General features: G+C 50.8%; 12 protein-coding genes, 2 tRNA genes and 2 other RNA genes. 8 read left to right on the top strand and 8 right to left on the bottom strand.

Translation table 11 applies throughout. The annotated features are described in order from the left end of the window. Positions 1 to 440: 440 nt before the first annotated feature. Positions 441 to 3119 (top strand): bifunctional acetaldehyde-CoA/alcohol dehydrogenase, encoded by a 2679-nt coding sequence (gene adhE, locus HV350_RS11730; protein WP_016153272.1) that lies wholly within the window; start codon positions 441 to 443, stop codon positions 3117 to 3119. A gap of 238 nt (positions 3120 to 3357) precedes the next feature. Here the strand turns inward: adhE and tdk are convergent, their stop codons facing one another. Continuing rightward, positions 3358 to 3975 (bottom strand): thymidine kinase, encoded by a 618-nt coding sequence (gene tdk, locus HV350_RS11725; protein WP_019076935.1) that lies wholly within the window; start codon positions 3973 to 3975, stop codon positions 3358 to 3360. Positions 3976 to 4598: 623 nt separating this feature from the next. Here tdk and hns point away from each other — a divergent pair. Next, on the top strand, positions 4599 to 5012 hold the full coding sequence (hns, locus tag HV350_RS11720; protein ID WP_003020723.1) for a histone-like nucleoid-structuring protein H-NS: 414 nt from the start codon (positions 4599 to 4601) through the stop codon (positions 5010 to 5012). Between the two features lie 137 nt (positions 5013 to 5149). Here hns and galU read toward each other — a convergent pair whose 3' ends face one another. The 3 genes from galU to rssA all read right to left on the bottom strand — a co-directional run bounded on the left by galU (position 5150) and on the right by rssA (position 8278). After that, positions 5150 to 6058 carry a UTP--glucose-1-phosphate uridylyltransferase GalU gene (gene galU / locus HV350_RS11715; RefSeq protein ID WP_181630527.1) on the bottom strand — a complete coding sequence of 303 codons (909 nt, stop codon included), beginning with the start codon at positions 6056 to 6058 and terminating at the stop codon, positions 5150 to 5152. 204 nt (positions 6059 to 6262) lie between these two features. After that, entirely contained in the window at positions 6263 to 7276 is a 1014-nt protein-coding gene (rssB, locus tag HV350_RS11710; protein ID WP_016153275.1) for a two-component system response regulator RssB, read from the bottom strand. Positions 7277 to 7366: 90 nt separating this feature from the next. Next, on the bottom strand, positions 7367 to 8278 hold the full coding sequence (gene rssA / locus HV350_RS11705) for a patatin-like phospholipase RssA (protein ID WP_016156731.1): 912 nt from the start codon (positions 8276 to 8278) through the stop codon (positions 7367 to 7369). 111 nt (positions 8279 to 8389) lie between these two features. Here rssA and HV350_RS11700 point away from each other — a divergent pair, with 111 nt between their 5' ends. The 6 genes from HV350_RS11700 to HV350_RS11675 all read left to right on the top strand — a co-directional run bounded on the left by HV350_RS11700 (position 8390) and on the right by HV350_RS11675 (position 10457). After that, on the top strand, positions 8390 to 8845 hold the full coding sequence (locus HV350_RS11700; RefSeq protein ID WP_181630525.1) for a YchJ family protein: 456 nt from the start codon (positions 8390 to 8392) through the stop codon (positions 8843 to 8845). Positions 8846 to 8900: 55 nt separating this feature from the next. Then, positions 8901 to 9743 (top strand): formyltetrahydrofolate deformylase, encoded by an 843-nt coding sequence (gene purU / locus HV350_RS11695; protein WP_016153278.1) that lies wholly within the window; start codon positions 8901 to 8903, stop codon positions 9741 to 9743. Between the two features lie 156 nt (positions 9744 to 9899). Next, positions 9900 to 9984: transfer RNA gene (locus tag HV350_RS11690), tRNA-Tyr, on the top strand. A 36-nt stretch (positions 9985 to 10020) separates the two neighbouring features. Next, positions 10021 to 10105, top strand: a tRNA-Tyr gene (locus tag HV350_RS11685). A 44-nt stretch (positions 10106 to 10149) separates the two neighbouring features. After that, positions 10150 to 10281: non-coding RNA, RtT sRNA (locus HV350_RS11680), on the top strand. A gap of 44 nt (positions 10282 to 10325) precedes the next feature. Next, a non-coding RNA gene (locus HV350_RS11675) (RtT sRNA) lies at positions 10326 to 10457 on the top strand. A gap of 166 nt (positions 10458 to 10623) precedes the next feature. Here HV350_RS11675 and narI read toward each other — a convergent pair. The 4 genes from narI to HV350_RS11655 are packed head-to-tail and all read right to left on the bottom strand — an operon-like array spanning position 10624 to position 17286. Further along, positions 10624 to 11301 (bottom strand): respiratory nitrate reductase subunit gamma, encoded by a 678-nt coding sequence (gene narI / locus HV350_RS11670; protein WP_016153281.1) that lies wholly within the window; start codon positions 11299 to 11301, stop codon positions 10624 to 10626. Continuing rightward, positions 11301 to 12011, bottom strand: coding sequence for a nitrate reductase molybdenum cofactor assembly chaperone (narJ, locus tag HV350_RS11665; RefSeq protein WP_016153282.1), 711 nt, complete (start codon positions 12009 to 12011; stop codon positions 11301 to 11303). The genes narI and narJ overlap by 1 nt, the downstream gene beginning before the upstream one ends. Continuing rightward, positions 12008 to 13546, bottom strand: a complete 1539-nt coding sequence (gene narH, locus HV350_RS11660; RefSeq protein WP_003833388.1) for a nitrate reductase subunit beta — start codon at positions 13544 to 13546, stop codon at positions 12008 to 12010. The genes narJ and narH overlap by 4 nt, the downstream gene beginning before the upstream one ends. Continuing rightward, a complete protein-coding gene (locus HV350_RS11655) occupies positions 13543 to 17286 on the bottom strand; it encodes a nitrate reductase subunit alpha (RefSeq protein WP_047358964.1) in 3744 nt (1247 codons plus the stop codon). The genes narH and HV350_RS11655 overlap by 4 nt, the downstream gene beginning before the upstream one ends. Positions 17287 to 17445 lie beyond the last annotated feature (159 nt).

Raw genomic sequence — 17445 nt, 5'->3', positions numbered from 1 at the left:
TAAAATCCGCGCTGAAGATACGCCTTTTGTCAGCATACTTCACCTTCTATCTGTGTATATCTACGTAAATACACATCCAATACTTAGTGTTATTAATATGTATTAAATATGCTAATGTTAATGGCATTCACCCCATCAATTTATTAACACTTACCGATAAACGCTAAAAGGGCCTGCTGAAAGGTGTCAGCTTTGCGAAATTTTGATCCAGATCACGCAATTACTACTCAGAAGTGAGTAATCTTGCTTACGCCACCTGGAGGTAGCGCGTTAGAATTAAGTGGCGCTAGCGTATAAGCTCTTTTAGTAAATCAAGGTAAAGTGGACGTTAATTAACCGTTTGATTTTCAAAACGTTACACAAATTTTCGTCGATCTGTCTATACTCTCGTATCGAGCAGATGATTTACTAAAAAAGTTTAACATTATCAGGAGAGCATTATGGCTGTTACTAATGTCGCTGAACTTAACGCACTTGTAGAGCGCGTAAAAAAAGCCCAGCGTGAATATGCCAGTTTCACTCAAGAACAGGTTGACAAAATCTTCCGTGCCGCCGCTCTGGCTGCCGCAGACGCTCGAATCCCTCTCGCGAAAATGGCCGTTGCCGAATCTGGCATGGGCATCGTCGAAGATAAAGTGATTAAAAACCACTTTGCTTCCGAATACATTTATAACGCATATAAAGACGAAAAAACCTGTGGTGTGCTGGCTGAAGACCACACCTTCGGTACCATTACCATTGCTGAACCGATTGGTATCATCTGCGGTATCGTTCCAACCACTAACCCGACTTCTACTGCAATCTTCAAATCACTGATCAGCCTGAAGACGCGTAACGCCATCATCTTCTCTCCGCATCCGCGTGCTAAAGATGCCACGAACAAAGCGGCTGATATCGTTCTGCAGGCAGCAATTGCTGCTGGCGCACCGAAAGATCTGATCGGCTGGATCGATCAACCTTCCGTAGAACTGTCAAACGCACTGATGCACCACCCGGACATCAACCTGATCCTTGCGACCGGTGGTCCAGGCATGGTTAAAGCAGCGTACAGCTCCGGTAAACCGGCAATCGGTGTAGGCGCAGGTAACACCCCTGTGGTTATCGATGAAACCGCTGATATCAAGCGTGCTGTTGCATCTGTTCTGATGTCTAAAACCTTCGATAACGGCGTAATTTGTGCTTCTGAACAGTCCGTTGTTGTCGTTGACTCTGTATACGACGCAGTACGTGAGCGTTTCGCGACTCACGGCGGCTACATGCTGCAAGGCAAAGAGCTGAAAGCCGTTCAGGACGTTATCCTGAAAAATGGCGCGCTGAACGCGGCTATCGTTGGTCAGCCGGCATACAAAATTGCTGAACTGGCAGGCTTCTCCGTACCAGAAACCACTAAGATTCTGATCGGTGAAGTGACAGTTGTTGACGAAAGCGAACCGTTCGCTCACGAAAAATTGTCTCCGACGCTGGCAATGTACCGTGCGAAAGACTTCGAAGACGCCGTTATTAAAGCTGAAAAACTGGTTGCGATGGGCGGTATCGGTCATACCTCTTGCCTGTACACCGACCAGGACAACCAGCCAGAACGTGTTGCTTACTTCGGTCAGATGATGAAAACCGCACGTATCCTGATTAACACCCCAGCTTCTCAGGGTGGTATCGGTGACCTGTACAACTTTAAACTCGCGCCTTCCCTGACTCTGGGTTGTGGTTCCTGGGGTGGTAACTCCATCTCTGAAAACGTTGGTCCTAAGCACCTGATCAACAAGAAAACCGTTGCTAAGCGAGCTGAAAACATGTTGTGGCACAAACTTCCGAAATCTATCTACTTCCGTCGTGGCTCTCTGCCAATCGCACTGGATGAAGTGATTACCGATGGTCACAAACGTGCGCTGATCGTGACCGACCGCTTCCTGTTTAACAATGGCTATGCTGACCAGATCACCTCCGTGCTGAAAGCTGCTGGCGTTGAAACCGAAGTGTTCTTTGAAGTGGAAGCTGACCCAACTCTGACCGTTGTACGCAAAGGTGCTGAGCTGGCTAACTCCTTTAAACCAGACGTGATCATCGCGCTGGGTGGCGGTTCCCCGATGGACGCCGCGAAAATCATGTGGGTTATGTACGAACACCCAGAAACCCACTTCGAAGAACTGGCATTGCGCTTTATGGACATCCGTAAACGTATCTACAAGTTCCCGAAAATGGGCGTAAAAGCGAAGATGGTTGCCGTCACCACCACTTCCGGTACTGGTTCTGAAGTTACTCCGTTTGCGGTTGTTACTGACGATGCAACTGGTCAGAAATACCCGCTGGCAGACTATGCGCTGACTCCGGATATGGCGATTGTTGACGCCAACCTGGTGATGGATATGCCTAAGTCCCTGTGTGCGTTCGGTGGTCTGGATGCCGTCACTCACGCCCTGGAAGCTTACGTATCCGTGCTGGCTTCTGAGTTCTCCGACGGTCAGGCTCTGCAAGCGCTGAAACTGCTGAAAGAAAACCTGCCAGCGTCCTACCATGAAGGTTCTAAGAACCCGGTAGCGCGTGAGCGTGTACACAGTGCAGCAACCATCGCCGGTATTGCGTTTGCTAACGCCTTCCTGGGTGTATGTCACTCAATGGCGCACAAGCTGGGTTCTCAGTTCCACATTCCTCACGGTCTGGCGAACGCCCTGCTGATCAGCAACGTTATTCGTTATAACGCGAACGACAACCCGACTAAACAGACTGCATTCAGCCAGTACGACCGTCCGCAGGCTCGTCGTCGCTACGCTGAAATCGCAGACCATCTGGGTCTGAGCGCACCGGGCGACCGTACTGCTGCAAAAATCCAGAAACTGCTGGGCTGGCTGGACGAAATCAAAGCTGAACTGGGTATTCCTAAGTCTATCCGTGAAGCTGGTGTTCAGGAAGCTGACTTCCTGGCACACGTGGACAAACTGTCTGAAGATGCGTTTGATGACCAGTGTACTGGTGCTAACCCGCGTTACCCGCTGATTTCTGAACTGAAACAGATCCTGATGGATACCTACTACGGTCGTGAATACAGCGAAGATCAAACCGCCGTTAAGACTGAAGCCGTAGCTGCTCCGAAAGCTGAGAAGAAAGCGAAGAAATCCGCTTAATTCAACCAGATAAGTTTTAGTCTCACCATAAACGGTCCCAATTTGGGGCCGTTTTTTTTTACATCTTACGTTATCAGAATCGATACATGACCAATTCAGCGACGTGTAAAGGATGGACCTGTAAAAGGATGCTTAGGAGGATGCGAGAATAGCGTCAGGAGAGTGTCTGACAGGGTAGCGAACATTAGCGAATGTCTCAGCCTACCCTGTGCTAATAAGCGCCCAGAAGCGCGTAGAGTTAGTCGTGGTTGTGTCGTTCTTGTATCGCCGTCAGAGAGCCCTCAGACTGTGCTTGCTTATAATGCTTACGGCACACCGATACATAGCGTTCGTTCCCGCCAATCACCACCTGTTCGCCCTCGTTATAAGGTCGTCCTGCCTGATCAAGACGCAACACCATGCTGGCCTTACGCCCACAGAAACAAATGGTTTTTAATTCAACCAGTTTATCTGACCACGCCAACAGGTATTCGCTGCCGCCAAATAACTCACCACGAAAATCGGTACGCAAGCCGTAGCACAACACGGGAATATCCAGCTGATCGACAACTTCAGATAATTCATAAACCTGCTGTCGAGTCAGAAACTGCGACTCATCAACCAGTACACAGTGAATTCTTTGCTGCTCATTCTCAGCCCGAATCTCTTCGAACAATGATGAATTTTGGTTAAACAATTTTGCAGGTGACGACAGACCTATACGTGAACTTACTTTTCCAGCACCAAAGCGGTCATCAATTTCCGCTGTATATACCACGGCACGCATCCCACGTTCCTGATAATTGTACGAAGATTGCAGCAATGCAGTCGACTTACCGGCATTCATTGCAGAATAGTAAAAATATAGCTGTGCCATTGACCGTAGGCCCTCACCCGGGGAAATAAATATGGGCAGGATTGTACCATATTTCACGAACGTGTCGGTGTAGCGTTGCCTGCATAGGCGTATAAATAGGCGTACAGACTCGCTCAGTGTCGCCTAAATAACCGATCCTTTAAGTGACATGGGAGCGTGAGTACACTCCAGCCATAGCCCAGGTAGCCTGAAACTGGACGGGTATATACACACTCTTTCACAAATAGTGCTCATGAAGTTTATCCATACCGCTTATCTTCTTACGGCAATAAAGAAACCCTTCCCTTATTGTTATTGAATCTACCCACTGTCGCCATGTATTAGCGAATTCATGTAAGCAAAACTAATACAAAAGGTTGAAATCACTGCAAAGAGATACTATTTGTACACCATGAAATGTGACCTGAATCTTGAATTTTTACTCTCAGCTGCTGAGAAGCCCCCTCACCAATAAGCCTTTTTTATGCCCAACGTCGCGGTGAATTTAAGACAGATGAATTAATTCTGATACTAAATAAAGCGCAATTTTGAATTCCTTACATTCCTGGCTATTGCACAACTGAATTTATCGCTCTATTATTAGCTCAACAAACCACCCCCAATATAAGTTTGAGATTACTACAATGAGCGAAGCACTTAAAATTCTGAACAACATCCGTACTCTTCGTGCGCAGGCAAGAGAATGTACTCTGGAAACGCTTGAAGAAATGCTGGAAAAATTAGAAGTTGTTGTTAGCGAGCGCCGTGAAGAAGAAAGCGCTGCAGCTGCTGAAGTTGAAGAACGTACTCGTAAACTGCAACAATATCGTGAAATGCTGATCGCTGACGGCATTGACCCGAACGAACTGCTGAATAGCATGGCTGCTGTTAAATCTGGCACCAAAGCTAAACGCGCTGCACGTCCGGCGAAATATAGCTATGTTGACGAAAACGGTGAAACTAAAACCTGGACTGGTCAGGGTCGTACACCGGCAGTGATCAAAAAAGCGATGGAAGAACAAGGTAAACAACTGGACGATTTCTTAATCAAAGAATAATTCAGAAATAGTTTGCTTAAAATCCCGCCAGTGGCGGGATTTTTTTTACCTGTACTTAGCACAGTCCCTACCCAGTTTAGGTATAAAAAAACGGTGCTGGATTAACAGCACCGTTCAGACCTGATAATACCAGCAGGTTACTTCTTAATACCCATCTCATCTTCCAGCCAGGCTTTAAATTCAGCGCCGAGAGTATTATGGCGAATACCATATTCAACGAACGCCTGCATATAGCCCAGCTTATTACCACAGTCATGGCTTTTGCCCTTCATGTGATAAGCTTCAACCGTTTCTTTTTCAATCAGCATATCGATAGCATCAGTCAGCTGAATTTCGTCACCGGCTCCCGGAGGCGTTTTTGCCAGCAGAGGCCAGATATCCGCGCTAAGGACGTAACGCCCCACGATGGCCAGATTAGATGGCGCCACATTCGCTTTCGGCTTTTCAACAACGCCAACCATCGGTACGCTTTCGCCCGGCGCTAATTCAACGCCTTTACAATCAACAACACCATAAGCGGTAACATCTTCTACCGGCTCAACCATAATCTGGCTGCTGCCTGTTTCATCGAAACGATGAATCATTTCGGCAAGGTTGTCGCGTGATAAATCAGATTCGTATTCGTCAAGAATGACGTCCGGCAAGATAACCGCAACGGGCTCATCGCCAACCACCGGGTGCGCGCACAATACCGCGTGGCCCAGACCTTTGGCCAGTCCCTGACGGACCTGCATAATAGTGACATGTGGCGGACAAATAGATTGCACTTCTTCCAGAAGCTGGCGTTTTACACGTTTTTCCAGCATAGCTTCAAGTTCAAAGCTGGTATCGAAGTGGTTTTCAATCGAATTTTTAGACGAGTGAGTTACAAGTACAATTTCAGTGATGCCCGCAGCAATACATTCGTTTACGACGTACTGAATTAATGGCTTATCTACCAACGGTAGCATCTCTTTCGGGATTGCTTTCGTAGCCGGTAACATCCTGGTTCCTAATCCCGCAACCGGGATAACGGCCTTTTTGACTTTTGAATTAAGGGCAGCCATTTAAAACTCTCCTGGACTGTTCATGTATTGAACGTGTTCATCAATCTGTATCGCATCCAAGTATATCAGTACCGCGACAAGCTTCTGGTCTGAAAAGGACGCGCGTCGGTATAATTAAGATAAATACGAATAAATCTGGCGCTGATAGTAGCACTCACAGCATGAGGGGAGTGAGCCAATTTCATTCTCACGCCACTCGGTTGTTCATTCTGCAGACAACATCAGGCGCAGCCGACCACCGGCCCCCCAAATTTGGCATTGCCAGGATTCGCAACGTTGGCTCAGTTGATTAAGATACGCATTCCCTAAGGTTCCCAACGGAACGCCATTGCTGATTTGTACATTGTGGGAACCTGTATTTAATGTCGCATTCAGCCCTGCTGATACCAGAATCAGGTTTTTTAATCCGCTGTGGTAATAACCCACCAGCAAAGGGAATTGTCCGGGCAAATTAGCCTGGCGCAATAAATGGTTAACCTGTTTCAATAACGCACCGAGCTCCGGCAATCGTTGATTTTGATGCGCGAGCTGTTCCTGCAGCAAACCGTTAAATAGCGCCCGCAGTAACAATGCTGCCAGAACGCCATTATCCCCTGCCCGCGTCACATCCAGACAATAAAACGCAAGGTCATGGTCCGATAGCGGTGCAATATCCAGTACCAGCCCCGGTTGATCGGCGGCCACCAATTGACGATAGTTGATCCGACATCGTGAAATAACTTGCGACACAGGAGGCTGTAATTCTTGCAACAGCTTTGCTGCAGCGGCGGGATCACCAACCATCGCATCCCAGTCACGAAACAGCCGCTCTTCTTCTTCCACGCGTGAATTAAACATATTCGGATACAGACACGCAAAGACGGTTTCGCGCAGGCGGTTCAGGTCCTTTACCGGCTTTAGCAGCACATCATCCACACCCAATCGCAGTGCTTTGGCTATATCAGACATGTTTTCCGTCGCTGATATCACCAGGATTGGGGTCTGATCGCCACGATTACGCAGATACTCTACTAGCTTAAGGCCGTTCATACGTGGCATAGCCAGGTCGCAGATAATCAGGTCGGGGTTAAAGTGCCCGAGTAATTCAAGTGCTTCAAGTCCATCGCCAGCTACCGCCGTTGTCGCTCCCAAAGAGGAAAACCATGAGTCCATGAGTGAGCGAAATACCGGCTCATCCTCAACGATAAGAATCTGTTTTCCGACCAATGGCTGCGTCATACTCTCCCCCCTGACTGGCTTTAGTAAATAGTGGCATGCTATTGCTACTCACGCCTGTCAGAATTTGCTTAAGTGTTGATAAAAAATGCGTTAGATGTTGGTTTTCACCAGGGGTAGAAGCTCATCCATTTTCTTCTCGACCGCCAGTTGTCCAGCAGCAATTGCTGCGCTGGCGCGGTGAAAATCCAGCGTGGATATTTGCGGACAAAACGGCTGAATCAGGATGTCTGGCGGGTCACCGGCCATGCGGTTACGTTTCAGACGGTTTTCCAGAACCTGAATAGAAGTCGTCATGATCTCCATCGCCGTCGGCGCGGTTACCGCACGCCTGGCCGTTATGTTGCTCAAGCGCTCTTTCAGTCGGGCACGCCATGAAAGCGCGTCGACATCATCACCCGTTTCGGCATCACTGCTGACGTTGAAGGAGAGTAAATCTTGCTGCATAAGATGCGCATCGTGTTGCAGATCGACGGCAATAACGATGTCAGCGCCCAGCGCGCGAGTTAAGGATACAGGAACGGGATTCACCACCGCGCCATCGACCAGCCAGTAACCATTATGCGCTACAGGGGACATCAGACCAGGAATACTGCAGGAGGCCCGAACAGCCAGGTGCAAATCACCTTCCGTGAACCAGAGCTCCCGACCCGTACTCAGATTAGTAGCCACAGTTGCGAAACGGCGAGTGCATTGCTCAATTGCTTCTACCGGCATGACATTACGGTACTGATTGAATACCCGTTCACCACGCAGTAAACCGCCCCTGCGCCACGAGAGATCCATCAGACGTAAGACATCCCAATAGCTGAAAGAACAAACCCATTGTTCGAGAGCAGGTAACTTATTGCATGCGTAGGCTGCACCAACAAGCGAACCAATGGAACACCCTGCCACAATATCAACATCAATGCCCATATGCTTTAGGGCCTTAATAACGCCAATATGCGACCAACCTCGCGCCGCGCCGGAACCTAGCGCCAGCCCAATTTTTATTTTTCTCATTGTACGTACAAACTTCCCCTGGCTTGCAGACGTAGCAACATCGCTACCGCTCAGTTAACATAGTGCTACCTTGGCGTTTTTACGCCGTTTTTTTATTCCAGGGAGTACTTTGTGTCTCAGCTTTGTCCCTGTGGTAGCGCTGTCGAGTATAGCCTATGTTGCTACCGTTATGTGTCTGGCGCGCAAGTAGCACCTACGCCGTCACATCTCATGCGTTCTCGTTACTGTGCTTTTGTGATGAAAGACGCAGATTACCTTATCAAGACCTGGCATCCGGACTGTCATGCAGCCGAGTTTCGCGACGACATTATCGCAGGATTTAGCCACACTGAATGGCTCGGGCTGACCGTTTTTGAACAACAAACGGTAGACACAGAAAATATCGGCTATGTCAGCTTTGTTGCGCGATTTTCTGAACAAGGTAAAACAGGTGCAATTATCGAGCGCTCTCGTTTTTTAAAAGAAAACGGTCAGTGGTACTATATAGACGGTACACGCCCTCAAATTGGACGAAACGATACCTGCCCTTGTGGCTCCGGTAAAAAATTTAAAAAGTGCTGCGGCTAATCAACGCCCGACAGTATCAATTTTGCAAACATTCTCAACAGGATCACCGCTGCAAATGCATTCATTACAACGAAAAGTGCTGCGTACTATTTGCCCGGACCAAAAAGGTCTGATCGCGCGCATTACGAATATCTGTTACAAGCATGAACTGAACATCGTGCAGAACAATGAGTTCGTGGACCACCGGACCGGGCGCTTTTTTATGCGTACCGAACTGGAGGGTATTTTTAACGACGTTACGCTGCTTGCCGATCTGGATAGTGCCCTACCAGATGGCTCCATTCGTGAATTAACACCAGCAGGACGCCGCCGTATCGTCATTTTGGTCACCAAAGAAGCACATTGTCTGGGTGATCTGTTAATGAAGGCCAATTATGGCGGGCTGGATGTTGAAATCGCCGCTGTGATCGGCAACCACGAGACGCTGCGACCTTTGGTTGAGCGGTTTGATATCCCGTTTGAGCTGGTCAGCCACGAAGGTTTAACGCGTGACGAACATGACCTGAAAATGGCCGATGCTATCGACGCGCACCAACCTGACTATGTCGTGCTGGCAAAATACATGCGCGTTCTGACACCAACATTTGTTTCACGCTTCCCGAATAAGATTATCAATATTCACCATTCATTCCTGCCAGCGTTTATTGGCGCTCGCCCTTACCATCAGGCTTATGAGCGCGGCGTGAAGATCATCGGTGCGACAGCCCACTACGTGAATGATAACCTCGATGAAGGCCCAATCATTATGCAGGACGTAATTCATGTGGATCACACCTACACCGCGGAAGACATGATGCGTGCGGGCCGCGACGTTGAGAAAAATGTATTAAGCCGCGCGCTGTATCAGGTTCTGGCTCAACGCGTCTTTGTTTACGGTAACCGAACGATTATTCTGTAATCGATTGATAATTGAATTGGTTACCTTTACATCTTTACGCGTAAAAATCAGGCAACCAGTTCTTTTTTATCAACGGAATACTTTACAGGGGCGCATCATTTGATATGATGCGCCCCGCTTCCAACGGAAGCAGGCCAGTAACTAGCATTACCCCGTGGTGGGGTTCCCGAGCGGCCAAAGGGAGCAGACTGTAAATCTGCCGTCATCGACTTCGAAGGTTCGAATCCTTCCCCCACCACCATTCATTCCGATAGATTCATAAAATTAGTATACCCCTGGTGGGGTTCCCGAGCGGCCAAAGGGAGCAGACTGTAAATCTGCCGTCATCGACTTCGAAGGTTCGAATCCTTCCCCCACCACCATCACTTCATAAAGCACCTGTATCAAATCCATCTGTTATGCCTCATATTCTGCCCAGACGGGAAGGATGAGAAGCTTCGACTAAGGTTCGATTCGAGCGTTAGCGAGAAAGCGTTGCCGCAGGCAACGACCCGAAGGGCGAAGCGCACCGCGCTGAGTAATCCTTCCCCCACCACCATCACTTCATAAAGCACCTGTATCAAATCCATCTGTTATGCCTCATATTCTGCCCAGACGGGAAGGATGAGAAGCTTCGACTAAGGTTCGATTCGAGCGTTAGCGAGAAAGCGTTGCCGCAGGTAACGACCCGAAGGGCGAAGCGCACCGCGCTGAGTAATCCTTCCCCTACCACCATCACCTCATAAAGCACCAGTATCCCATCCATCTGTAATGCCCCATCCCTTGCCCTCGATCAAGCCTCAATTCGGGTCGGCAATTTGCCTGATGCGCTATGCTTATCCGGCAATTAGTCGTAAAAAAACCCCGCCGGAGCAGGGTTTTGTCTTACACAGATAACCGATTAATGACGCGCACGAACAATCTGGTATTTGCGCGTCAGATATTCGACCGGAACGCTCCAGATGTGCACCAGACGCGAGAACGGGAACAACAGGAACAGCGTCATACCCAGCACCAGGTGCATACGGAAAATGAACGCGACGCCATCCAGATATTGAGACGCACCACCCTGGAAGGTCACCACTGTCTGCGCCCAGTTCACCAGCTTCATCATCTCGCTGCCGTCCATATGCTGGGCGGAGAACGGAATGGTCAGCAGGCCCAGCGCACACTGGATCACCAGCAGGGAGAGGATCAGAATGTCCGCTCCGGTAGTGGTCGCCCGCACACGTGGGCTGAACAGGCGGCGTTTCAGCAGCAAGACGCCGCCAATCAAACACATCACACCACTGGCACCACCCGCGAACATCGCCATCTTTTGTTTCACTTCAAGCGGCAGCCACGCTTCATACATCCAGTGTGGTGTCAGCATGCCAAGGAAGTGCCCGGCAAAAATCCCCAGGATCCCGATGTGGAACAGGTTTGACGCCAGGTTCATCCCTTTGCGATCCAGCATCTGACTGGAAGCCGCGCGCCAGGTATACTGCCCATAGTCATAACGCAGCCAACTGCCAATCAGAAAGACAGAACCCGCGATGTATGGATAGATGTCAAAGAAGAACGTATTCAGGAAGTGCATTATTGCTGTCCTCCGGTGGTGATATTCAGATACTGCGGCGCAACGGCCCCGGCAAAACGACGCTGGTGAGCGGAAATTTCCGACTCACCACACCCCTGATCGGCGAAGAATTTCACCTGCTCTTCTTCCCAGACCGCATCCAGCGCTTGTGGGGTATCGTCACGCGCTTCATCTGCAATTTTTTCAGCCACTTTATCGCTGTCGATAACGGTATTCGCCAGTTTTAACAGCAGATCGAACAGCACCGCATAACGGCTTTCACGCTGTTGCAAGCGAGCGCTGAGCAGCGCCAGAATCGGCGCGATATCCTGTAACCCCCCTAATGCTTCGCTTTTCGGCAACTGCGCAAGGTATTCCAGATACAGCGGCAGATGATCGGGAAGTTCGCGGCTGTCGAGCTGCAGACCGTGCTGTTCATACTGCGCCATCAGGTCAACCATAGCCTGACCACGATCGCGGGACTCGCCGTGTACATGTTCAAACAGCAGCAACGAGGTGGCGCGGCCACGGTCAAACAGTTCGCTATAGCTTGCCTGCACATCCAGCATGTCCTGCGCGGTGAGATCGCGCAGGAAAATGCCCAGAGTCTGGGCATCCTCTTTATCCAGGTTCTCAGATGACGCGAGTGCATCGAAAAGTTCCTGCTGATGCTGCCACAAGGCAGCATCCGGGTACTCGAGCAGACGCGAAACAATGACAAGTTCAATCATTGGTGCGGCTCCGTTTTGCTGGTCACATCGACAGCGTCGATGCGGCGGCTGTTGAACAGATTGAATTTAGTATCAGAACCGTGGCAACCGTCACCGAAGGTAAAGCCACAACCGCTTTTCTCCGGGAACGCGTCACGCGCCAGTTCACGATGGCTGCTCGGTACCACGAAACGATCTTCGTAGTTAGCAATCGCCAGATAACGATACATTTCCTGTGCCTGCGCTTCGCTTAAGCCCACCTCTTCCAGCGCACGGGTATCAACTTTACCGTCAACGGTTTCCGCACGTTTGTAGTGACGCATCGCCAGCATACGTTTCAGCGCCAACAGTACCGGCTGAGTGTCGCCTGCGGTCAGCAGGTTCGCCAGGTACTGAACCGGAATACGCAGACTGTCAACGTCCGGCAGAATACCGTTGCTGCCCAGCTCGCCCGCATCGGCGGCAGACTGGATCGGTGACAAAGGCGGCACGTACCAGACCATCGGTAGCGTGCGGTATTCCGGATGCAGCGGCAGCGCCAGCTTCCAGTCCATCGCCATTTTGTAAACCGGCGACTGCTGTGCGGCATCAATGACGCTCAGCGGAATACCATCTTTCAGCGCTTGTTCAATAACAGCCGGATCGTTCGGATCGAGGAACACGTCCAGTTGACGCTGGTACAGATCTTTCTCGTGCTCCGTGCTTGCCGCACTTTCGATCGCATCTGCGTCATACAGCAGTACGCCGAGGTAACGAATACGGCCTACGCAGGTTTCGGAACAAACGGTCGGCTGACCGGCTTCGATACGCGGGTAGCAGAAAATGCACTTCTCAGATTTCCCGCTCTTCCAGTTGAAGTAGATCTTCTTATACGGGCAGCCAGTGATACACATACGCCAGCCGCGGCATTTGTCCTGGTCGATCAGCACGATGCCATCTTCTTCACGCTTGTAGATAGCGCCGCTTGGGCAGGTCGCCACGCACGCCGGGTTAAGGCAATGCTCACACAAACGCGGCAGATACATCATGAAGGTATTTTCGAACTGACCGTACATCGCCTTCTGCATGTTTTCGAAGTTCTGGTCTTTGGCGCGTTTTTCGAACTCGCCCCCCAGAATTTCTTCCCAGTTCGGACCGCTGGTGATTTTATCCATCCGCTGACCGGTGATCAGCGAACGCGGACGGGCAATCGGCTGCGCCTTACTGTCTGCTGGGGCGTTGTGCAACGTTTGGTAGTCAAAATCAAACGGCTCATAGTAATCATCCATGCCCGGCAGATGCGGGTTAGCAAAGATTTTACCCAGCAGCAGTGCTTTGTTACCCATGCGCGGCTGCAGCTTGCCATTGATTTTACGGATCCAACCGCCCTTCCATTTTTCCTGGTTTTCCCAGTCGTTCGGGAAGCCAACGCCAGGCTTACTTTCGACGTTGTTGAACCAGGCGTACTCCATACCTTCACGGCTGGTCCAGACGTTTTTGCAGGTCACTGAACAGGTGTGGCAGCCGATGCACTTATCGAGATTCAGCACCATGCCGACTTGTGAACGAATTTTCATTTTACGCTCTCCTGTACCTGGTCATTGCCTTCGCCATCCAACCAGTTAATGTTCTTCATCTTACGTACAACTACGAACTCATCGCGGTTTGAACCGACGGTACCGTAGTAGTTAAAGCCGTATGCCAGTTGCGCATAACCACCGATCATGTGAGTTGGTTTCGGCGTAATACGGGTTACCGAGTTGTGGATCCCGCCGCGCTGCTGGGTGATTTCAGAACCCGGCAGGTTAACAATACGTTCCTGCGCGTGGTACATCATGGTCATCCCGGCCGGCACACGCTGGCTGACAACTGCACGCGCCGTCAGCGCCCCGTTGCTGTTGAAGACTTCGATCCAGTCGTTATCTTCGATACCCAGATCCTTCGCATCAACTTCGCTCATCCACACAATCGGACCACCGCGAGACAGCGTCAGCATCAGCAGGTTGTCGCTGTAGGTGGAGTGGATACCCCATTTCTGGTGCGGCGTCAGGAAGTTGAGCGCTTTTTCCGGGTTACCGTTAGACTTCTCGCCGATCACCGCTTTCACCGAACGGGTGTCGATTGGCGGACGATACACCAGCAGGCTCTCACCGAAGTCACGCATCCACTGGTGATCCTGATACAACTGCTGGCGACCAGACAGCGTACGCCATGGGATCAGCTCATGAACGTTGGTATAACCGGCGTTATAAGACACATGTTCATCTTCCAGACCTGACCAGGTCGGACTGGAGATAATTTTGCGCGGCTGCGCCTGGATGTCGCGGAAACGAATTTTTTCGTCTTCTTTATTCAGCGCCAGATGCGTATGGTCACGACCGGTAAATTCACTCAGCGCCGCCCAGGCTTTAACGGCAACCTGACCGTTAGTTTCCGGAGCCAGCGTCAGGATCATCTCAGCAGCATCAATTGCGGTATCCAGCATCGGTTGGCCTTTCGCCGGACCGTCAGCCTTGGTGTAGTTGAGCTTACGCAGCAGATCCATTTCGCTCTGGGTGTTCCAGGCAATCCCTTTACCGCCGTTACCAATTTTTTCCATCAGCGGACCAATGGAGGTGAAACGCTCGTAGGTTGCCGGATAATCACGCTCAACGGTCATGATGTGCGGTGCCGTAACACCTGGAATCAGGTCGCATTCCCCTTTTTTCCAGTCCTTCACGTCCAGCGGCTGCGCCAGTTCAGCGGCGGAGTCGTGCTGTATCGGCAGCGTAACGACGTCGGTTTCTTTACCTAGGTGCCCCACACAAACTTCAGAGAATTTCTTGGCGATGGCTTTATAGATTTCCCAGTCGCTCTTCGATTCCCAGGCCGGGTCAACGGCCGCAGACAGAGGATGAATAAACGGATGCATATCCGAGGTATTCATGTCGTCTTTTTCATACCAGGTAGCGGTCGGCAGCACGATATCGGAATACAGACAGGTACTCGACAGGCGGAAGTCCAGCGTAACGACCAGATCCAGTTTGCCGTCCAGTCCGTTATCCTGCCATTCCACTTCTTCTGGCTTCACGCCGCTCTGCTGGCCGAGATCTTTGCCCTGAATACCATGTTCAGTACCCAGCAGATACTTGAGCATATACTCGTGGCCTTTACCGGAAGAACCGAGCAGGTTTGAACGCCAGATAAACAGGTTACGCGGATGGTTTTTACCGTTTTCCGGCTGCTCTGCCGCAAAGCGAATAGAACCTTCTTTCAGGGATTTAACGGTGTAGTCCACCGGCGTCATACCTGCTTTCTGCGCTTCTTTCGCGATATACAGCGGGTTAGTCCCTAACTGCGGCGCAGACGGTAACCAGCCCATACGTTCAGCGCGAACGTTAAAGTCAATCAAATGACCGCTATAGCGGGATTTGTCTGCCATCGGGGACAGCAGTTCCTGTGCAGTCACCGTCTCATAGCGCCATTGGCTGGAGTGGTTATAGAAGTAGGAGGTACTGTTCATATGACGAGGCGGACGCTGCCAGTCAAGAGCAAACGCCAGCGGCTGCCAGCCAGTTTGCGGACGCAGTTTTTCCTGCCCTACATAGTGGGCCCAGCCGCCGCCGCTCTGGCCGATACAGCCACAGAACACCAGCATATTGATCAGGCCACGATAGTTCATATCGAGGTGGTACCAGTGGTTCAAACCGGCGCCGACGATAATCATCGAACGACCGTGCGTTTTATCTGCGTTATCCGCAAATTCACGGGCGATGCGTACAATCTGAGAACGTGATACGCCTGTAATTTTTTCTGCCCACGCTGGCGTGTACGCTTTCACGTCATCGTAGCTGGTCGCGCAGTTTTCATCGTTCAGACCACGTTCCAGGCCGTAGTTAGCCATAGTCAGATCGTAAACGGTGGTCACCAGCGCCGTAGAGCCATCGGCCAGTTGCAGGCGTTTAACGGGCAATTTATGCAGCAGAATGTTTTCCAGTTCGACTTTACTGAAGTGCTCGGTACCTTCGCCACCAAAGTACGGGAAGCCCACTTCAGCGATATCATCCTGGCTACCCAGCAGGCTGAGCTGCAGTTCGGTTTCATCACCGGACGTGCCGTCGCGCTGCTCAAGGTTCCATTTGCCTTTTTCGCCCCAACGGAAACCAATTGAACCGTTTGGCGCAACCATTTCGCCGTTGCTGTTGATAGCGACAGTTTTCCATTCCGGGTTATTTTCCTGCCCCAGAGAGTCAACCAGATCCGCAGCACGCAGCATACGACCAGCAGCATAGTAGCCGTCGCGCTCTTCGAGCATCACCAGCATTGGCATGTCGGTATAACGACGAACGTAGTCGGTGAAATATTGGCTCGGGTTATCGAGGTGGAACTCGCGCAGCATGACATGACCCATCGCCATTGCCATCGCCGCATCGGTTCCCTGCTTCGGAGCCAGCCACAGGTCGCACAGTTTGGCGATTTCTGCGTAGTCAGGAGTAATTGCTACTGTTTTGGTGCCTTTATAACGAACTTCAGTAAAGAAGTGCGCATCCGGGGTACGGGTCTGCGGTACGTTAGAGCCCCATGCCAGAATGTAGCTGGAGTTATACCAGTCGGCAGATTCCGGTACGTCGGTCTGCTCGCCCCAGGTCTGCGGGGAGGCTGGCGGCAGGTCACAGTACCAGTCATAGAAGCTCAGGCAGGTCCCGCCAATCAGCGACATATAACGTGCGCCGGACGCATAAGAAACCATCGACATCGCCGGGATTGGCGAGAAGCCTGCGACGCGGTCAGGACCATAGGTTTTGATGGTGTAAACGTTAGATGCGGCAATCAGCTCATTCACTTCCTGCCAGGAAGAACGAACGAATCCACCACGACCACGCGCTTGTTTGAAGCTTTTTGCTTTATCGGCGTCTTCGATAATGGATGCCCATGCATCTACCGGATCGCTGTGCAGTCTTTTTGCTTCACGCCACATCTTCATCAGACGTTTGCGCATCAGCGGGTATTTCAGACGGTTAGCGCTGTAGAGATACCATGAATAGCTTGCACCACGCGGGCAGCCGCGAGGCTCGTGGTTGGGCATATCTGGACGAGTGCGTGGGTAGTCAGTTTGCTGGGTTTCCCAGGTCACCAGACCATTTTTCACATAGATTTTCCAGCTGCATGAGCCGGTGCAGTTTACACCGTGGGTTGAACGCACGATTTTGTCATGCTGCCAACGCTGGCGGTATCCATCCTCCCAGTCCCTGTTGGTATTGAGAAGCTGGCCGTGCCCATCGGCAAAGGTTTCGCCCTTCTGCTTGAAGTAGCGAAACCGGTCCAGGAATTTACTCATCGGTTTTCTCCTGTAGGAGCCTGACGGCTCTCTGATAAATCGACATTGCTTGATTGAGAGCGAAGGTAACGCTCTGAAAGGGCGTGAGAATTGATAACGATCAAGGCAGGCAGGGATGAAAATTAAGGGTCGATTTTCACATACCCCCTTAGTGGGATA

Source organism: Citrobacter sp. RHBSTW-01013 (assembly GCF_013781985.1).
In the GTDB taxonomy this organism is placed as follows: domain Bacteria; phylum Pseudomonadota; class Gammaproteobacteria; order Enterobacterales; family Enterobacteriaceae; genus Citrobacter; species Citrobacter braakii.
This window is presented reverse-complemented; position numbering and strand designations above follow the sequence as displayed.